The following is an 18,971-nucleotide window of genomic DNA, read 5'->3' on the forward strand; positions in this document are numbered from 1 at the left end:
TAATCTGCATGACTCCAGCGTTTCCGTTTAGTACGACCGCTTCCCCTTCAGCGTTAAACCGCGAGCGCCCTCCCTTTATACTTAAACACCGTTTATGAATCTACTTGATTATAAAATCCAGCTTGTAACTATGTCAAGAAATAATTACATAAGATGACATGATTCGATAAATACATGACATCGTCAGTGATAATACATAACATTTACACGATTAGAATGCGCTTTCAAAATATATAAGCAATATTTTATCAATTACTAATCACTTTTGCAATCTATTCTTGCCAATAATAATGGAATAACCTATAATAATATAGAGCCTTACGACCTGGCAAATAACCCGGCGATAACAAATATAAACAGTGTTTAAACGAGGAGGTGCTTCCCCTTTGGATACATCCAAAAAGTATACCGTTCCTTCATTGGAAAAGACGCTGTTGATGATAGAGACCATAGCTGCACACGAAACCCCGCTTGGCGTTTCAGAACTATGCAAGCTGGTGAGTATGCCTAAGACAAGCGCCTTCTTCATTCTGAATACGCTGGAGCAGCGTCATTATATTACGAAGACTGATGAGGGCAAGTATTCGCTGGGCACTCGTTTCATCAGCTTAGGGCAGAGTGTTCTCAGCAAGCTGGATATTCGTCAGCAAGCGAAGCCGTTCATGGAGGAATTGTCGCAGGAAACGAAGTTTACCGTACATCTGGCAATTCTGGATCGGGGCGAAGCCGTATATCTGGAGAAGGTAGAGAGCCCGGCATCATTCGTTAAATTCTCAACTTACATCGGACAGCGGTGGCCGCTTCATGTGTCAGGCGTCGGCAAGGCGTTGGCCAGCCATCTGAGCGATGAGGAGCTCGATGAAATAATCGATCAAACCGGGTTGTCCCTGAAGACCGAGAACACGGTAACCTCATTGAAGGAGTTCAAGTCTATCTTAGCTACTGCCCGCGAGCAAGGCTATGCGGTAGAGGATGAAGAAGGCGAGATCGGCATCCGCTGCATCGGCTCGTCCATCTTCGGCCACGACGGCAAGCAGCAGGCCGCGATCAGCATCACGGCTATAAGGAATGAGCTGCCGGTTCAGGATATCCCGATCATCGGAGCGAAGGTCCGGGAGACCGCGATGAAAATTTCCGCACATCTCGGTTATCTCTCATAGGCGGTCAATCGCAACGTATAACGGCATTAGGCGACCTCAGCGAGGTCGCCTAATGCCGTTTGTTCATTTATTAGGACCGATATTCTAGAGGCCGAGCAGGTAGAATGATTCCGAAGAAGCGTAAGCGGTCGCCTTTGTTTACGGATTTCAACCTGACATAGGGAAATCTAAGAAATCCGGGAACGACATCGATCGGAAGAACATGCTGCCTGTGCAGCGGTTTGTGTTTTATTCGATCGTGATAGAGAAGGCCCTCTCAGCTTAGAAGGTTACCTCGCACCCGGCATAAGCCGCTTCGAACCCGACGCTCCTTGCCGCTTGGTCAATCTCATCATGCACAAGAATGCCGTTATACGAGAATAGGGGTCGCAACGAATCGGGTTTGATTATCAACACAATTCGACACAAACAGCCTGACCATCACCCGTTTGTTGCATTCCCTTGTTCCTGCAGAGCGGATGCATCTACGGCCGGCTTATAAACCGTCGGATATAGCTCTCGTACACCTCCGGGCTATTCAAATTGACGAAGGCCTCTTCCTCTTCTTGCGTCGAATGAACAAACCGGGTCGGCAGCGTATCCAGCATGCGCATGACCCGGTAGTCGCCCTGCTCTAATCTTGGCCTCAGCTGCTCCGCGATACGCGAATGATAGATTGCATGGAACGGCTGTTCCGGCGTTCTTATGACATCTGGAGCGGGCATGGATTCGGCTGCCGGCTTCTGTGATGCCGCTTCTGCCATCCTCTGCAGCAGCGGTACCGACAGAACAGGCATGTCGCATGCCATGACAAAGGCAAAGCCGCCGGGCAGCTTGGACATTGCCGCATGCAATCCAGCGAGCGGCCCGCAGCCAGGATAGACATCGGGAACAAAGTCCACGTGCCCAGCCAGTTCTGCAAGGGCTCGCCTGTACTGCTCTTGCCGGCCTTCATCGCGAGCGGCAACGGTTACAGAAGGAATGCCAGCCGCCAGCATCTGCTCGGTAATTCTGCCCAGCAGCGGCTTGCCCCCAATATTCAGCAGCGCTTTATCGGTGCCCATCCTCGTACTTAATCCACCGGCCAGAATGATCCCTGCGAGCTGGGGACGGTCGTTTATATGCTCCATCACTTGTAATCGCCTCCACACGAGCCCCTATTCACACTTCAGGTACGGACGACCGTTTCTTCGACTATAGACTATATGCTGTCTACGCCCTTGCGTCAACTGACCTAAGACGGGAAAGCCCAGGGCGCAATTGTCTGTTCGAACCAAATGAAAGAGGACCAGCTCTAGAGCTGATCCTCTTGGGATTCGTCTTAGGTTACTGTTATGCTTTGGCGTCAAATGAACTCTTGAGCGAAACGATCCGGTTGAATACGATGCGGCCTTGACCGGACAGCTTCGGATCGACATTGAAGTAGCCATGACGGAAAAACTGGAATTTATCCTGTCCGGCAGCTTCCTTCATATTCGGCTCGACGAAGCCTTCCAACACCTCGACCGAATTCGGATTGATCCGCTCCAGGAACGGCTTCTCGTCGTCCTCTTCCTCCGAGTCCAGCAGCAGCGGCTCGAATAACCGGAATTCAGCCGGAACGGCTTGCGAAGCCTCGACCCAATGGATCGTCCCCTTCACTTTACGTCCTGTAAACCCGGAGCCGCTCTTCGTCTCCGGATCGTACGTACAGCGAAGCTCGGTCACTTGGCCCTCCGCGTCCTTAATGACCTCTTGGCACGTAATGAAGTAGGCATGCTTCAGACGCACCTCGTTGCCTGGGAACAAGCGGAAATACTTGCTCGGCGGGTTCTCCATAAAGTCGTCCTGCTCGATATAGATCTCTCTGGAGAACGGAATCTGGCGAACGCCCATCTCTTCGTTCTCGGCATTATTCTCTGCGTCCAGCATCTCCACTTGCCCTTCCGGATAGTTGGTGATGACGACCTTAAGCGGTTTGATGACGGCCATCGTGCGCATAGCCTTCAGCTTCAGATCCTCGCGGATAAAGTGCTCCAGCATCCGCTCGTCCACTACGCTGTAGGCCCGGGCAACGCCGATTTCGCGGCAGAAGGCACGGATCGCTTCAGCCGTGAAGCCTTTGCGGCGCAGGCCGCTTACTGTCGGCATGCGCGGATCGTCCCAGGCGTCGACGACACCTTCATCGACGAGCATTTTCAAATAGCGTTTGCTCATGATCGTGTTCGTCAGGTTCAAGCGGGCGAACTCGTACTGATGCGGCTCCGCATCCATCTCGCATTCGGCAATGACCCAGTCATAGAGCGGACGATGGTCCTCGAACTCCAGTGTACAGATGGAGTGCGTGATGCCTTCGATCGCATCGCCCAGCGGATGCGCATAGTCATACATCGGGTAGATGCACCAAGCGTCTCCTGTACGGTGATGATGCGTATGCGAAATACGGTACAGAACCGGATCGCGCAGCGTGATATTGGGCGAGCCCATATCGATCTTGGCTCGAAGCACCTTCTCCCCGTCCTTGAATTCACCTGCGCGCATGCGGGCGAACAAGTCGAGATTCTCTTCTACACTGCGGTTGCGATACGGGCTATGCTGTCCCGGCTCGGTCAGCGTGCCCCGTGTCTCGCGAATCTGCTCGGCGGATAGGTCACATACATACGCCTTGCCTTTCTTGATCAGCAGCACTGCACGGTTATACATTTCTTCGAAGTAATCGGACGCGAAGCGCAGATCATCCCATTCGAAGCCCAGCCAGCGGACGTCCTCTTGAATGGCATCTACATATTCTGTATCTTCCTTCAATGGATTCGTATCATCGAATCGCAGGTTCGTTTTGCCTTTATATTCATCAGCAAGCTCAAAGTTCAGGCAGATCGACTTGGCGTGGCCGATATGCAGATAACCGTTCGGCTCCGGCGGGAAACGGGTCACGATCTCGCTTACCTTGCCTGCCTTCAAATCGGCTTCGACGATAGTTTTGATAAAGTTTGAGGATGATGTCTTATTCTCCACAGCGACCAACCTTTCCACGAAATTGTCTATCCTACTATAATACACAATTTTCCGAGGGATTATAAGATTAATGTCTGAACAGAGGGGAACCGTGGCGGCATTCACTGCCGCTTACCGGTAGTAGCGTAAAGCCGCTCTCTCTACTTACTGCGCCGCAGGAGGGGCATTCATTAGCAGCGCTGGTTGTATTCGGCCTTCGGCTTCCTACTCCGCCGGTACGCCTATAATAGGCGTTACAGCACCCCGTTTCCTCACCGCGGAGCGCTGTAACGCCGCTTTTTACCCTTACAGCTGCTGGGGGCGCTTTCCTCTATCGACTTCTGCTTCCGTAAGTCCCATTATCGGCGTTACAACACCCCATGTCTTCGTCGCGGAGCGCTGTAACGCCGCTTTTTACCCTTACAGCTGCTGGGGGCGCTTTCCTCTGCCAGGTTCTGATTCCGTAAGTCCCATTATCGGCGTTACAGTGCCCCGTTTCCTCACCACGGAGCGCTGTAACGCCGCTTTTTACCCTTACAGATGCTGGGGGACACTTTCCACTACCGACTTCTGCTTCCGTAACTCCAATTATCGGCGTTACAGCACCCCGGTTCTTCGACGCGTAGCGCTGTAACGCCGCTTTCTACCGTTTCGAGCGCGGAACTCGGACTCCAAACAACAGAGCTCCGCCCATGCTTTTATACATGTTTTTTACCTTGACACCGCTTATTGGGTTCATTATATTTAGGTTAGCTAAGTAAATATTTTAGACGGCTTGCTATTACGACATGGAGGGTAAACCAAGATGCCAAATGACCACACTGCCTCCCACGCGCTTATGCACGCATTCCGTCAGCTGAGGCACATCCAATGGGGTGGACGCCAACAGATAGATGGCTGCACGCGCAGCGAAACCATGATGCTGCTCTGCGTCCGCAGATGCATGGGATCAAGTCCATCCGGTCTAAAAGCATCCGATCTCAGCGGCTTCCTGCGCGTAACGATGCCGACCGTCTCGCAGATGGTGAATGTACTCGCCGCGAGAGGACTGCTCGAGCGCTCTCCGGATCCGAAGGACCGCCGAATCGTACGCATTAAGCTGACTGCCGAAGGCGAGCGGCTGACGCTTGAGACTGAAGCGGCGATGCACCGCGGCATTCAAGAATTGACCGAGCATCTCGGTATACAGCGCACCCAACAGCTTATCGAAACACTCGAAGACATCTACAAGTACTATAACGATGGCTCTCCCAACACGACGCCTCCCTGCGAGGCGAACCCAACGCTAAATCCTCCGAAATGAAGGTGAACAAGAAGAGATGATTAAGCTCCTCCGTTTTTTAAAGCCTTACCGCATCCCGGTCGTCTTTGTCCTGCTGCTGGTCTTCCTGCAGTCGCTCTCGGACCTCTACCTCCCAACGCTAATGGCTGACATCATCGATAAGGGCGTCACCTTGGGCGATAGAGCTTATATCTGGAAAATAGGCGGCTTTATGCTGCTCATCGCGGCAATCGGCGGGGTCTGCTCCATCGGCGCCAGCTATTTGTCCGCCAAGGCCGCGGGCGGTTTCGGCAAAGATTTGCGCAGCCGCGTATTCAGCCATGTCGAGCGCTTCTCCTTAAACGAATTCGATAAGATCGGCACGGCTTCGCTTATCACACGGACGACCAATGACATTACGCAGGTTCAGATGGTGCTGACGATGATGATGCGCATCATGGTGATGGCTCCTCTGATGTGCTTCGGCGGCATTATCATGGCACTCTCCAAGGACGTCAAGCTGTCGTTCATCATCATTGGAATTATACCTGTCCTGGCGCTGATCATTCTCGCGATTGTCAGCCGGAGCATCCCGCTGTTCAAAGCAATGCAGGTCAAGATCGATAAGCTGAACCTAGTACTGCGCGAAAATTTGACCGGGATCCGAGTCATCCGCTCCTTCAATCGCACGGCCCATGAACAGAAGCGGTTCAACGCCGCCAACCAGGATTTGACGGACACGGCGGTTGCCGTTAACCGGCTGATGGCCATCCTGATGCCGATCATGATGCTGGTCATTAACATCGCCAGCATCGCCATTGTCTGGTTTGGCGGACTCCGTATCGACAGCGGCAATTTGATGGTCGGCGAGCTGATCGCATTTATTCAATATGCGTGGCAAATCATGTTCTCCCTGATCTTCGCCTCCATGATGTTCGTTATGGTTCCTCGCGCTTCCGCGTCAGCCATCCGCATCAACGAGGTGCTGAATATGATGCCGAATATTGAAGATCCGGCAGAAGGCGCCTCCTCCGCGCAGACCGCTTCAAGCGAGGTGGAATTCGACAACGTCACCTTCTACTATCCGGGGGCCGAAATTCCGGCGCTCTCGAATATATCCTTCACGGCAGGCCCGGGTGAAATTACAGCCATTATCGGCGGAACCGGCTCCGGCAAGTCGACGATGATCAATCTCATCCCCCGGTTCTATGACGTCAGCGAAGGGCATATCCGCATCGGCGGGTCTGACGTGCGCAGCCTCACACAAGAGACGCTCCGCGCGCGAATCGGGCTTGTTCCGCAGAAAGCGCTGCTCTTCACCGGCACCATTGCCGATAATATCCGCTTCGGCAAGGAGGGTGCGACGGAAGAGGAAATTCGCCATGCAGCCGAGATTGCCCAAGCGACCGATTTCGTGACGGCGATGCCGGATCAATTCGGGTCCGCCATCTCGCAGGGAGGGACGAATGTATCCGGCGGTCAGAAGCAGCGTCTATCGATCGCCCGCGCGCTTGTCCGCAAGCCGGATATTTACTTGTTCGACGACAGCTTCTCGGCGCTCGATTTCAAGACCGATGCGAAGCTCCGCGAAGCGCTCCGCTCCGAGACGAATGACGCCACCGTGATTATCGTCGCCCAGCGGGTCAGCACGGTCATGGACGCTGACCGGATCATCGTCCTCGACGACGGGCGGATTGCCGCGATCGGTACTCATCGCGAGCTGATGCAAACCTGCGAGATCTATCATGAAATTGTGAAGTCGCAGCTTTCAGAGGAGGAGATCGCATGAGTGAGCAGCAGAAGCAAGGACCCGCTGGCGGCCCAGGGGGCAAACCGGGCGGCCCTTCTCCGGGAGGCTTCGGCTTCGGGCCCGGACGGGGCGGACCGGGCGGTATGGGAATGCCCGTCCAGAAGGCCAAGAACTTCAAAGTAACGCTAAAGCGGCTTATCGGCTATCTGAAGCCGCACGGGTTCGCGCTTCTCATCGTGTTGGTCACAGCCGTGTTAAGCACCGTCTTCTCCATCCTCGGGCCCAAGATTATGGGTAAAGCGACGACCGAGCTGTACAGGAGCTTCGTCGAGAGAACTCCCATCGATTTCACCTACATCTGGAACATCCTGATCATTCTCGCCGGGTTGTATGTGATCAGTTCGCTGTTCAGTTATATTCAGCAGTACGTCATGGCGGGGGTCGCCCAGAAAACGGTGTACGACCTGCGCAAGGACGTGAACGAGAAGCTCGCCCGTCTGCCGCTCAAATTCTATGACTCCCGCACGCACGGCGAAATTCTAAGCCGCGCAGTGAATGACGTCGACAATATAAGCAGTACGCTGCAGCAAAGCTTGACCCAGTTTATCACCGCAGTCGTTACGCTGATCGGCGTCATCGTCATGATGCTGACCATCAGTCCGCTCTTGACGTTGATTACCGTTATAACGCTGCCGGTCAGCTTCCTGGCCATCGCCATGATCGCCAAGAAATCGCAGGCCTACTTCAAAGGCCAGCAGGCGGCGCTTGGCGAGCTCAACGGCCATGTTGAAGAGATGTATACCGGCCACCCTGTCGTCAAGGCATTCGGACATGAAGATAAATCGATCCAGAAGTTCGACGTCGTGAACGAACGATTATACGAGTCAGGCTGGCGCGCCCAATTCGTCTCTGGCATGATCATGCCGATCATGGGCTTTATCGGCAACATCGGGTACGTGCTGGTCGCTGTTGCAGGCGGTATTCTCGTCCTGCGCAAATCGATCGAGATCGGCGATGTTCAGGCGTTCATCTCCTACTCCCGCCAATTCACGATGCCGGTGACGCAAACGGCACAAATCGCCAACATCATTCAATCGACCATCGCCTCGGCAGAGCGGGTATTCGAGCTGCTTGATGAGACGGAGGAGGTTCCAGAAGCAGACAAGGACGCGAAGGTCATCCAGCTGCCGAAGGGCCATGTCCGGTTCGAACGTGTTCATTTCGGTTATTCGGACGAAGCGATGCTTATTGAGAACATGAATATTGATGTCAAAGCGGGGCAAACCATCGCCATAGTCGGACCGACGGGCGCGGGCAAGACAACGCTGATCAATCTGCTTATGCGCTTCTACGAGATCAACGATGGCCGCATTACGATCGACGGCGCCGATATTACCGAGCTGAAGCGCGGCGACCTCCGCAGCTTGTTCGGCATGGTTCTTCAAGATACATGGTTGTTTAACGGCACTATTCACGATAATATTGCTTACGGGCGCGCCGGAGCTACTGAAGAGGAAGTCGTTCAGGCCGCGAAGGCCGCCTATGCGGATCACTTCATACGGACCTTGCCGGAAGGCTATGACACCGTCCTGAATGAAGAAGCATCCAATATCTCGCAGGGACAGAAGCAGCTTCTGACGATTGCCAGAGCCATTCTGGCCGATCCGTCCATTCTTATCCTTGACGAGGCAACGAGCAGCGTCGACACTCGGACCGAGGTCCATATTCAACAAGCCATGAACGAGCTGATGCAGGGACGCACAAGCTTCGTTATTGCGCACCGGCTGTCCACAATCCGGGATGCGGATCTCATCCTCGTCATGAATCACGGAACCGTGATCGAGCAGGGCTCGCACGAGGAGCTGCTCGCCCAGGGCGGTTTCTACGCCGACTTGTACGAGAGCCAGTTCAGCGGACGAAAGCCATCTAAGCATGTGATGTAACCAGACCACCGTACGCCAATATCCGCTTGGACGGCAGGGGCTAACAATGCTCTGCCGTTTGGCATGTCATAAGACACCGGGAACGTATTACGTGCAAAGCCTCATGAGCTGTTTAACGTAAATAACTCCCCCCTGCCGTTAGCGCTCCGATAATTGGGCGATATTAGTACTGGGACTATGTTTTGGGGAGTGTGATGATCATGTTGAAACGCGTCAATTGGGGAATGCTCGGGGCGCTCGCTTTTTCCGCTTTGGTATGGCTGCTCGCCATCCTTCTGGTATTCAAGCTTTGATCCTTGATTGCAAAAGCGCCTGTCCGCCTACGGAATCCGGCCACAAGCAAGCCCGTGCAAGCAGCTGACCGGCCGCCCGCACGGGCTTGTCCTGTTCAAAAGTGTATGATCCCCGTCGAGTAGAGAAACACGAGCATAACGAGAATCGGAGCTACATAACGAAGCATGAACAGCCATACCTTGAACCATCGGGCCGTCAGACCGGCCTCCTCGGCGGCATTCTTCCAGATGTAGCCGGCGAAGATCGTCACGACCAGCCCGCCGAAGGGCAGCATGACATTCGAGGTCACAAAGTCCACCCAGTCGAATATCGATTTGCCGCCAAAGCTCAAGCCCCCTACAGCCCCGCCTACCGACAAGGCCGACGGCAAGCCTACGATAAAACAGATTATCCCCGTTATCCACACCGTCTTCGTTCGTCCCCATCGTACCCTTTCCATTAGAAAAGAGACCGACACCTCCAGCAGCGACACCGCCGACGTAAGCGCCGCAATTGCCAGCAGGATGAAGAACAGACCGCCGAACCAGGCGCCCAGCGGCATCGCCTCGAACGCAACGGGCAGAACGACGAACACAAGGCCGGGGCCCTGTGCCGGCTCCAGATTGAAGGCGAAGGTCGTCGGGAAAATAATCAGCCCGGCCAGCAGCGCATACAGCAAATCTCCTAATCCGACCGCAAAGGCCGCTCCGCTGAGCGACTGCTGTTTCTTCACGTATGCCCCGTATGTAATCATAATCCCCATCCCAAGCGAGAGGGAGAAGAAAGCATGGCCGAGAGCGGCGAGCACCGCCTCCGGCGTCAATTTGCCGAAATCGGGATTCAGGAAGAAGCTTACGCCTTCCATCGCGCCCTCCAATGTGAGCGACCGCACAACCAGAACGATCAGCAAGATGACAAGACCGGGAATGAGAATTTTATTGAAGCGCTCAATGCCTGAGGAGATACCAGCTGCGAGAACCACAACAGTCAAGAGAAGAACGGCTCCCTGCCAGAATACCGGCCAATAACTGCCGATGAAGGAATCGAACCGCCCGCCGAAGTCTGTCGAGCTGAACAACTGTCCGGTGAAAGACAACATGGCATAATGAAGGGTCCAACCTGCTACTACCGCATAATAAGAAAATATCAAGAACGATGCCAGAACGGATATGAACCCTAAACCGCCCCATGTTTTCTTGCCGCTCAGACGGGTGAAGGAAGCTGCCGCACTGCCGCGTCCCCCTCTGCCGATCGCCATCTCGGCAAGCATCACGGGCAAGCCAATGATGATCAAACAAATAATAAAGACAAGAAAAAAAGCGGCGCCTCCGTATTTTCCTGTGATATAGGGAAATTTCCACATATTGCCCAGTCCGACCGAGCTCCCGATCGCAGCCAGTATAAATCCTGTACGCGAGAACTGATCGCCCCCGCCCTTGCCGCCACCCTGCAGCTCCGAGCTTCTCTGGTTTGCCTGCATGCTCATCCATATCCACCTCTCCAGCCTTGAAGTCTTTTTGTAGTATTACCCATGGAAAGGAACGTCAATGCGATGAATTGTGAGTTTATCGATATTTGGCAAGCAAACATGTGTAAGAAGAGAAGAATGATCTTAACGGGCATTCCATTAAGGCGGTAACGAGATGATCCGCATACAGCAAGAGAGGGAGCATCCTCTGTCATGGACAGCGATGCTCCCTCTTCTATTTAGAAATAGTCCATCAAAAAGGTTTGCCCCTGCGGAACAACCCTCTCTAGAATGTCCGCTGCCTCAGCGGAACCGGTCAGCCTGCCGTAACGGCGAAGCGCTCCCGGCCGTTGATAACCCATCAGCATAGCTGTTAAGGCTTGAATATCACAGCCTGCATCAACCGTCTCACCGTCTTCCAACTCACTCTTGGTAAGCGACCCTTGACCGTCAACAGATACAGCCCATGTCCACACCCCTTCATTCCACGGGGCATGAGGATCGATTAATTGGAGCTTCAACCGGACGGACGCTCCCGTCGCATGGAACGCATACTGATCCACGAAGGAAGCGGCATCGACGATGCGTGCCATGAAATACGGGACAATCTCCTGGCCGATTCGCGGATCCGGCAGCATATACGGAAGCTCGTCATTCACCGGTGCAGTCAGGATGAGCTTCTCCACCATGGAATCATGGTTGGCCAAGAACGTCCAAAGCCCCTGCCTAGCCGTTTCATCCAGATAAACCATCTCATGGACGGTCAGCACCCGATTCTCGATCCCATACAGAAGATAGCCTCCCGGCTCTCCGTCCGGCCGATAATAAACAGCCGTGCGCCCTGCCTTTCGCGTGAATACGGTGTGCTTCCACCAATTCTGGGTACGAACCAGCGTCCCGTTGTAACGGGAGGCAAAGGCCTCATAGACGCGTTCCAGCAGTACACTATCCGGCACCACGCGCTCTACGCGTCCTTCCGTTACGACACGTGGAGGAAATTGCGAAGGTAAAATCGTATATTTTTTCAGATCCGTATACAATTCCCAGCCATATTTGCGATAGAACCCAAACGAGAATGGGGCAAGACAAGAGACAACCTGACCCTTCTCCTTCATCTCCATCAACGCGTGAGAGAGCAGCTTCGCCACATGACCCTTGCGCCTTTGCTCCGGGAAAGTCGCTACCCCTGCAACCCCGCCCATCGCCATCTGCCGACCCTGGATGTAGAGCTGAAACGGAAGAAGGGTATACATCGCTTGCAGCTGCCCGTCTTCAAAAGCACCCCATTGGTTTTCAGGCTTGAAATGTTTACGCTGCTCATCCAGCTGCTCCGGCGTGAGAGAAAATTGAAACGCGTACATGGACAGCTCTGTCCGCATATCGAAATCATCCTTGTTAAGGACCCGAATTTCCATCATACCACCTCGTTCTTGTAAGATCGCCCGGTCCCCCGGACTACTATCTCTTCCATCCCAAGGTGGCAAACTCCTGTTTCTTGGCTAAAAATTCGCAGCAGCAGGCCACTACACCTTACACGCCCAGACCCTGATTCTTACAGTACACAATCATTGCCTCGCGCAGAAACGCGGCATACCCCGGTTTATTCTTGTCAATGTTGGCTGTGAACCGGGGATCATCCACGTACAAATCGGCCAACCCGCGAAATATGTCCAGCGTACAGTCATAATAATACCGGGTAATATGCGATCGCAGCTCGCCTACACCTTCCTGTACCTGAGGATCGGATGGCCCGCGGTCCATCGCGGCAATGATCTTGGCATTGCTGGCCTCGTTCTCCGCGTGAATTCTAGCCCAGTCGTCCTTGGTATACTTATTCGTCCGCCTCTCCGTTGCTTCATAGGCATCCCCGTACTTTTGCCGCGCTTCAGCGGCATATTTGGTTTTGTGTTCTTCGATCGCTTTCATATCAAATCCGTTAAACATATCATCTCGGCTCATAGCCTTCCCTCCATCCAAGGATTGTATGGTCTGACTTACGGTTTCGATGATTTCCTCGAGCCGCCGTTTCTTCTGCTCCAGCAGCTCTTTATGTGCCGTCAAGGCATGCTTGCGGTCGAATCCCGGGCTATCCAGCACCGCCTTAATCTCCTCGAGCGAAAAACCGATCTCTTTGAAGAAGAGTACCTGCTGGAGCCGCTCCAGACTGTGTGCTGAATACAGCCGATGTCCCCCCGTCGTCACGGATTCGGGAACGACCAGCCCGATCTCATCGTAATGATGCAGCGTCCGGACGCTTACACCAGCCAATGCCGCCACATCCTTTACCTTGTACGTCACTTCATCACCTCCGTGTCTGTATCATAATTCATCACGTAACGTGAGGTTCAATAGGTATTTTCAAAAAATATGATGGAAATGGAAACGGTCCCCCACTTCAGTGATTAAACGATTCAACTGTAGCGCTTGATCGCACATAACTGCAATCGTGGGCAGGAGGCTTAGTCGAGGAACAGAGGTCATATCTGCCTGGATTAGTACAATAAGAATAAGAAATCCCTAGCCATGCGGCATTCCATCCGATTTATCATTTTAGTTGTAATCATGCAAAAAACCGATTTTATTATTCGGCATTCATCATTATCATTAACTGCACAACATGCTTCAATGTATACTGAAATACCAAAAAACATCACTAATCGTATCGAAAGAAGGAGAATCCCCTCCTATTCGACATGATTAATGATGCTTCTAGCACGTCCATATCTTTAGTTGTTTTTATACTTATTTATAAAGCCGAAAGCATGAACGCTAAGCGCCCCAGCCTGTTCCAGCTCCGTCTCCGTTGAAGGCAGCTGTTGCTTTTTGCCTTACTTAAAAGCCATAGCTGCCTTAACCGCCTTCTTCCATCCGCCGTACAACCCGGCCCGCTTCTCCTCTGTCATGGACGATGAATAGGTGCGTCCGGCTTTCCATTTCAACTGCAGCTCGGAGGTATCCTTCCAGAAGCCAACCGCAAGACCGGCCATATAAGCGGAACCAAGCGCCGTGATTTCGCGGATTTCCTGGCGTTCCACGTCTACGCCGAGCAAATCGCTCTGGAACTGCATCAACAGTGTATTATCCACTGCGCCTCCGTCAACGCGAAGCCCCGACAGGGTCAACCCGGAGTCCTCCTCCATCGCAACCAGCACATCCTTGCTCTGGTAGGCGAGCGATTCCAGCGTAGCGAGAATGAGATGCTCCTTGCTCGTGCCGCGCGTCAGTCCGAAGACCGCCCCTCTTACATCGCTATCCCAGTATGGCGTACCCAAGCCAACGAAGGCCGGCACAACGTATACACCTTCGGTCGAATCGACCCTCCGGGCATACGCCTCCGCTTCTCCAGCCGTCTTAATCATTCTCAAGCCGTCGCGGAGCCACTGTACGGCGGAGCCCGCTACGAAGACGCTGCCTTCGAGCGCATACTCTACCCGTCCGCCGATTCCCCAAGCGATTGTCGTCAGTAATCCATGCTTGGAGGCGATCGCCTGCTCGCCGGTGTTCATCAGCATGAAGCAGCCCGTCCCGTACGTGTTCTTGGCCATCCCTTTCTCGAAGCATGCCTGGCCGAACAATGCCGCCTGCTGGTCACCGATTACCCCGGCAATGGGAATACTTTTGCCGAAGAAATGGTGCTCGACTGTATTCGCATACACCTCCGAGGATGATCTAACCTCTGGAAGCATGCACGCCGGAATGCCGAGAATACGCAGCAGCTCCTCGTCCCATCGCAGCTCGTGAATGTTGTACATCAGCGTCCGCGAAGCATTCGAGTAGTCGGTCACATGCGCCTTGCCGCCACTTAATTTCCAGACGAGCCATGTATCGATCGTTCCGAACAGAAGATCCCCGCTTGCCGCCTTTTCTTGCGCGCCTTCAACGTTATCCAGAATCCACTTCACCTTCGTCCCGGAGAAATAAGGGTCGATCAGCAGCCCCGTCCGCTCCCGGAACAGGTCACCGTGCCCATCCCGCTGCAGCTGCTCGCAATATTCCGCCGTCTGCCGCGACTGCCATACGACGGCATTATGAATGGGACGGCCTGTATGGCGGTCCCACACGACAGCCGTTTCCCGTTGATTCGTAATTCCTATTGCAGCAATCTGCTCCGGTCTAATATCAGCCTCCGTCAAGGCAGCGGCCATGACGCCGAGCACTGAGACCCATATTTCATTCGCGTTATGCTCCACCCAGCCCGGCTTTGGAAAATGCTGAGTGATCTCCTGCTGGGCAATGCCCGCAATGCTGCCATCATGGTCGAACAGCACCGCTCTCGTGCTCGTTGTGCCCTGATCGATCGACAAGATGTATCTGGCGTCCATCTGCATCCCTCTTTCTGCTATAGTCGGATTCGTTTATGGGGTTGGCGTTACCGCTTCTTGAATCTGCTGCTCCAGATCAGCCTTGTAACGCTCCAGCTGCTCATGGGAGAAGCCCAGATAGTCGGACATCGCCTGGGTGACGCTCTCCTTCCACTCCTGCACCCAAGCGATGTCAAAGAACAACGCCCCAGTACGCCGGATAAAGAAGTCCGATGGCGTGGCTACCATTTCACAGTCCATGCTGTACCGCAAGGAAGCATAGATCTCCACCGGAATGCCATAACGGGCTGCATCTGCAGTCACAGCCGGAAGCAGGCTGTACACCTGTCCGACATTCGTTCCATAGCGACGCGCCAGACGCTCAGCAGCCTCGCGAGGCAAGCCCAGACGGACGCCTTCATCCGTCTTGGACGTCACGAATGAAGGATAACCCGCTGAGCCGCCCATGTCTCCGCCAGATAGCGGCATGGTCTTCGTGGAGCACGAAGCAAACCTGTCCTGTCCCGTCTTCTTGAGCTCCGATACAAGCAGATCCGTCACGGTCTCCGCCATCTTGCGATAACCCGTAAGCTTGCCGCCCGCAATCGTAATCAGTCCGGAATCCGAGCGGAAAATCTCGTCACGGCGCGAAACCTCGGACGGTGATTTACCTTCCTGGTAGATAAGCGGCCTTAGGCCCGCCCAGCTGGATTCGATATCGGCCTGGCTGAGATTGAGCTTCGGGAACATCTCCCGCGAGGCTTGCAGAACGTAATCGCGATCTGCCTTGGTCGTCGTGGGATGCGTCGTATCGCCCTTGTAATCCGTATCCGTCGTTCCGACGTACGTCTTGCCATCCCGGGGGATCGCAAACATCATTCGGCCATCCGGCGTATCAAAGTATACCGCCTGCTTCAGCGGGAATCGCTCCCCGTTGAAGACCAGATGCACGCCTTTCGTCAGCCTCAGCGTCTTGCCTTTCTTGGAATTGTCCTGTTCACGAAGTGTGTCAACCCATGGTCCTGTTGCATTCACAACTTGCCGCGCACGAATTGTATAGGTTCCGCCGCCAATCCGGTCGGTCACTTGAACGCCGATAAGCTTGCCGTTCTCGTAGAGCAGCTGCTCCGCTTTCGCATAGTTCACGGCAACGGCGCCCGCTTCCACCGCTTTCTTAAGCACCTCGATCGTCAAGCGTGCATCGTCAGTGCGGTATTCGACGTAGTAGCCACCGCCTTTGAGGCCAGTTTCATTCAACAGCGGCTCCCTGCGCAGCGTCTCGTCCCGGCTCAGCATCTTCCTGCGTTCTTCACGCTTAACGCCCGCCAGAAAATCATAGACCTTCAGCCCGATAGACGTTGTGAACGCGCCGAATGTCCCGCCTTTGTAGAAAGGCAGCAGCATCCATTCGGGTGTCGTAATATGGGGCCCGTTCTCATATACAACCGCCCGCTCCTTCCCAACCTCAGCGACAACCTTGATTTCGAGCTGTTTCAAATAACGCAGCCCGCCATGTACGAGCTTCGTCGAGCGGCTGGATGTGCCCGCTGCAAAATCCTGCATTTCGATGAGAGCCGTCTTCATCCCTCTCGTCCGTGCATCCAGCGCAATACCGGCACCTGTAATGCCGCCCCCTATAATTAACACGTCGACGACCTCTTCTTGCAAGCCATTCAATAGCGCATGCCGCTGTACAGCAGAAAATGTTCGTTCCATTTTTATTGCCTCCCTTGGAAGTTACGAGCGAGAATACAAAAAAAGAAACCACATTCCTCCCTGCATGACGTACATGCAAGGCAAATGTGGTTTCTCTGGGTTCTCCAACCGTGTATTAACTTATTGCCATCATACCACTTGCGCGTGCGGAAAGAAAGCCCCAACTCCCGGAAGCGGCGATTGGCATATGTAACGGAGCGATCAAGCACGTCCTTCAAAGTGCTTCCATAGCTCCTTGTCGGATGTCGTAACCGCACTAGCTCCGGCAGCCAAAGCCAGCTCTACATCTTGTACCGAACGAATCAGCCCTCCGGCAAAGATCGGAATGCCCGTCCGGTCGTTAACCTCTGTGATGATGCTCGGTATGACGCCGGGAAGCACCTCAATATAGTCCGGCTTCGTCCGTTCCAGAAGCGAAATGCCGTTCTCCAGCGCGCTCGTATCGAGCAGGAAGAGCCGCTGAATCGCGAGCAGCTTGTTCTGCTTCGTCTTCGTGATGACGCTTGATTTGGTTGAGATGATCCCTGCCGGCCGTACGACCTGGCACAGGTATTCCGCGGCATACTCGTCGTTCTTCAGACCTTCGATCAGGTCGGCATGAATTAGCGCTTTTTTTCCGTTAGCTCTAGCCATCCCCACAACATTCTGAACTTGGCTGATGTGGCTGTCGAGCAGAACGATATACTCGTAGTTCATGCCCAGCAGCTTCTCCAAGTCCTTCATCTTGCGGACGGCAGGAAGTATAAGCTGCCGATGAAAGACCATCGTCTATGACCCCGCTTTCCACGAACGATTGGCGATGCAAGTTACGAACAGAAGCAGTCTGCGACCTAATCCCTCTCGTAGATCGACCCGCTTCGGCTGGCGAACAGCTCGCCGTATACCTTCTCCGCATAGGTGTCCGTCATTCCCGACACATAGTCGGCAACAAGACGCGGCCAAGGCCAGTTGGACTGCTGGCGCTCATAGCTCTCAATCCAATCCGGCGGTATGATAAGACGCCCGGTCGACTCCTGGATGAAGCTTTCCCACAGCCGCTGAAGCATAATTTCACTGCGCTTCTGCAGCCGCTGCACGCGAAAATCCTTAATAAGCGTCACCCATGCGAGCTTCTTCAGGATCTCCATCGTCCGGAGCAGCTCCAAGTCTTCCTCGCCGTCGCGGACGAACGTTACCCGTTTCCATCCCGTATCAGGGTCATCGATAATGCCCACCTGCGCCGCAAATTGGCTTACCCAACGGGCCTTCATCTCCCGCCGCGCACGTGAAACCTCCCGGTCGCATGCGATATAGATCTTCTCCCACTGATCCAGATACAGATCGAATACACGACGGACCATCGCGTGAATATCCACCTGATCCCAGCCTACATTTCCGTTGCCGTAATCCTCGACGATTTCTTGCACCAGATGAGTCGCCAGCCGGTCATCCTCGAAGAAGCTCCGGTTCATCTGGATTTTACCCGCACGGATGCCGTCCTCGATGTCATGGGTGGAATAAGCGATGTCGTCGCATAAGTCCATCAGCTGGGCTTCCAGCGTGGCGCAGCCCTGCGGCATTTTCCATAGTTGGCGCAGATAGTCGATGCCTTCCCATTCACGGGGATAGACGCCTTTCATCCGGCCCGGCTCGCCTAAGCTGTATGGATATTTGTTAATGCCAAGCAGAACCGCCGCCGTCAAATCCAGCCCGCTGTCGCTGCCTGCCCGCTTCTCGAGAAACATTAGAATGCGGAAATTTTGAGCATTCCCTTCATAATTCAACCCATATTGCGAGGAAAGCAGCGTATGCAGCACTTCCTCCCCTTTATGTCCGAATGGCGGATGACCCAGATCATGGGCCAGCGAAGCACACTCGACCACCTCCGGCTCAATGACCAAGCCCGGATGCTCGCGATTAGCCAGGAAGGCTTCCGTCTTGTTCAGCCGGCGCGCCACTTCGCGTGCAATTTGGGATACCTCGATCGAATGCGTCAGCCTTGTCCGGTAATAATCGCCCGTGCCCGCACCGAATACTTGCGATTTGCCCTGCATGCGCCGAAAGGCCGGAGACTGGATCAGCCTGGCGTAGTCTTTCTCATATTCATCGCGATTCTCGCTGGAGTATACATTCTCGGTATCAAATAATCGCAATTTGCGTGTATTCAT

General features: G+C 53.9%; 13 protein-coding genes. 4 read left to right on the forward strand and 9 right to left on the reverse strand.

Going from position 1 to position 18,971, the window contains the following annotated elements; genetic code table 11:
- Positions 1–386 precede the first annotated feature (386 nt).
- Positions 387–1,160 carry an IclR family transcriptional regulator gene (locus NNL21_RS24975; protein WP_204820140.1) on the forward strand — a complete coding sequence of 258 codons (774 nt, stop codon included), beginning with the start codon at positions 387–389 and terminating at the stop codon, positions 1,158–1,160.
- A gap of 464 nt (positions 1,161–1,624) precedes the next feature.
- On the opposite strand, the gene NNL21_RS24980 is transcribed toward NNL21_RS24975, so the two are convergent.
- Positions 1,625–2,269 carry a molybdenum cofactor guanylyltransferase gene (locus NNL21_RS24980; protein ID WP_256555465.1) on the reverse strand — a complete coding sequence of 215 codons (645 nt, stop codon included), beginning with the start codon at positions 2,267–2,269 and terminating at the stop codon, positions 1,625–1,627.
- Between the two features lie 202 nt (positions 2,270–2,471).
- Entirely contained in the window at positions 2,472–4,133 is a 1,662-nt protein-coding gene (locus tag NNL21_RS24985) for a glutamine--tRNA ligase/YqeY domain fusion protein (RefSeq protein WP_204820220.1), read from the reverse strand.
- Positions 4,134–4,917: 784 nt separating this feature from the next.
- On the opposite strand from NNL21_RS24985, the gene NNL21_RS24990 reads away from it, so the two are divergent.
- From NNL21_RS24990 to NNL21_RS25000, 3 genes are read left to right on the forward strand one after another with little or no spacing between them, the layout of a single operon-like run.
- The gene (locus NNL21_RS24990) at positions 4,918–5,415 is read left to right on the forward strand and encodes a MarR family winged helix-turn-helix transcriptional regulator (protein ID WP_204820142.1); all 498 of its coding nucleotides are present in this window, start codon (positions 4,918–4,920) and stop codon (positions 5,413–5,415) included.
- 16 nt (positions 5,416–5,431) lie between these two features.
- Positions 5,432–7,162, forward strand: coding sequence for an ABC transporter ATP-binding protein (locus NNL21_RS24995; RefSeq protein WP_204820143.1), 1,731 nt, complete (start codon positions 5,432–5,434; stop codon positions 7,160–7,162).
- Positions 7,159–9,066 (forward strand): ABC transporter ATP-binding protein, encoded by a 1,908-nt coding sequence (locus NNL21_RS25000; protein ID WP_204820144.1) that lies wholly within the window; start codon positions 7,159–7,161, stop codon positions 9,064–9,066. Before NNL21_RS24995 ends, NNL21_RS25000 begins: the two co-directional genes overlap by 4 nt.
- A gap of 388 nt (positions 9,067–9,454) precedes the next feature.
- Here the strand turns inward: NNL21_RS25000 and NNL21_RS25005 are convergent, their stop codons facing one another.
- From NNL21_RS25005 to NNL21_RS25035, 7 genes are all read right to left on the reverse strand, one after another.
- Positions 9,455–10,825, reverse strand: a complete 1,371-nt coding sequence (locus NNL21_RS25005; protein WP_204820145.1) for a sodium-dependent transporter — start codon at positions 10,823–10,825, stop codon at positions 9,455–9,457.
- 221 nt (positions 10,826–11,046) lie between these two features.
- A complete protein-coding gene (locus tag NNL21_RS25010) occupies positions 11,047–12,222 on the reverse strand; it encodes a GNAT family N-acetyltransferase (protein WP_204820221.1) in 1,176 nt (391 codons plus the stop codon).
- 115 nt (positions 12,223–12,337) lie between these two features.
- The gene (locus tag NNL21_RS25015; protein WP_204820146.1) at positions 12,338–13,105 is read right to left on the reverse strand and encodes a MerR family transcriptional regulator; all 768 of its coding nucleotides are present in this window, start codon (positions 13,103–13,105) and stop codon (positions 12,338–12,340) included.
- A 530-nt stretch (positions 13,106–13,635) separates the two neighbouring features.
- Positions 13,636–15,129: a glycerol kinase GlpK gene (gene glpK / locus NNL21_RS25020; RefSeq protein WP_204820147.1), complete on the reverse strand. Its 1,494-nt coding sequence runs from the start codon at positions 15,127–15,129 to the stop codon at positions 13,636–13,638.
- A gap of 33 nt (positions 15,130–15,162) precedes the next feature.
- Complete coding sequence (locus NNL21_RS25025) at positions 15,163–16,824, reverse strand: glycerol-3-phosphate dehydrogenase/oxidase (RefSeq protein ID WP_204820148.1); 1,662 nt, start codon at positions 16,822–16,824, stop codon at positions 15,163–15,165.
- A 201-nt stretch (positions 16,825–17,025) separates the two neighbouring features.
- Positions 17,026–17,589, reverse strand: coding sequence for a glycerol-3-phosphate responsive antiterminator (locus tag NNL21_RS25030; RefSeq protein WP_204820149.1), 564 nt, complete (start codon positions 17,587–17,589; stop codon positions 17,026–17,028).
- 65 nt (positions 17,590–17,654) lie between these two features.
- Positions 17,655–18,971, reverse strand: a complete 1,317-nt coding sequence (locus NNL21_RS25035; protein ID WP_204820150.1) for a deoxyguanosinetriphosphate triphosphohydrolase family protein — start codon at positions 18,969–18,971, stop codon at positions 17,655–17,657.

It is taken from the genome of Paenibacillus mendelii, assembly GCF_024498075.1.
Classification (GTDB): domain Bacteria; phylum Bacillota; class Bacilli; order Paenibacillales; family Paenibacillaceae; genus Paenibacillus_Z; species Paenibacillus_Z mendelii.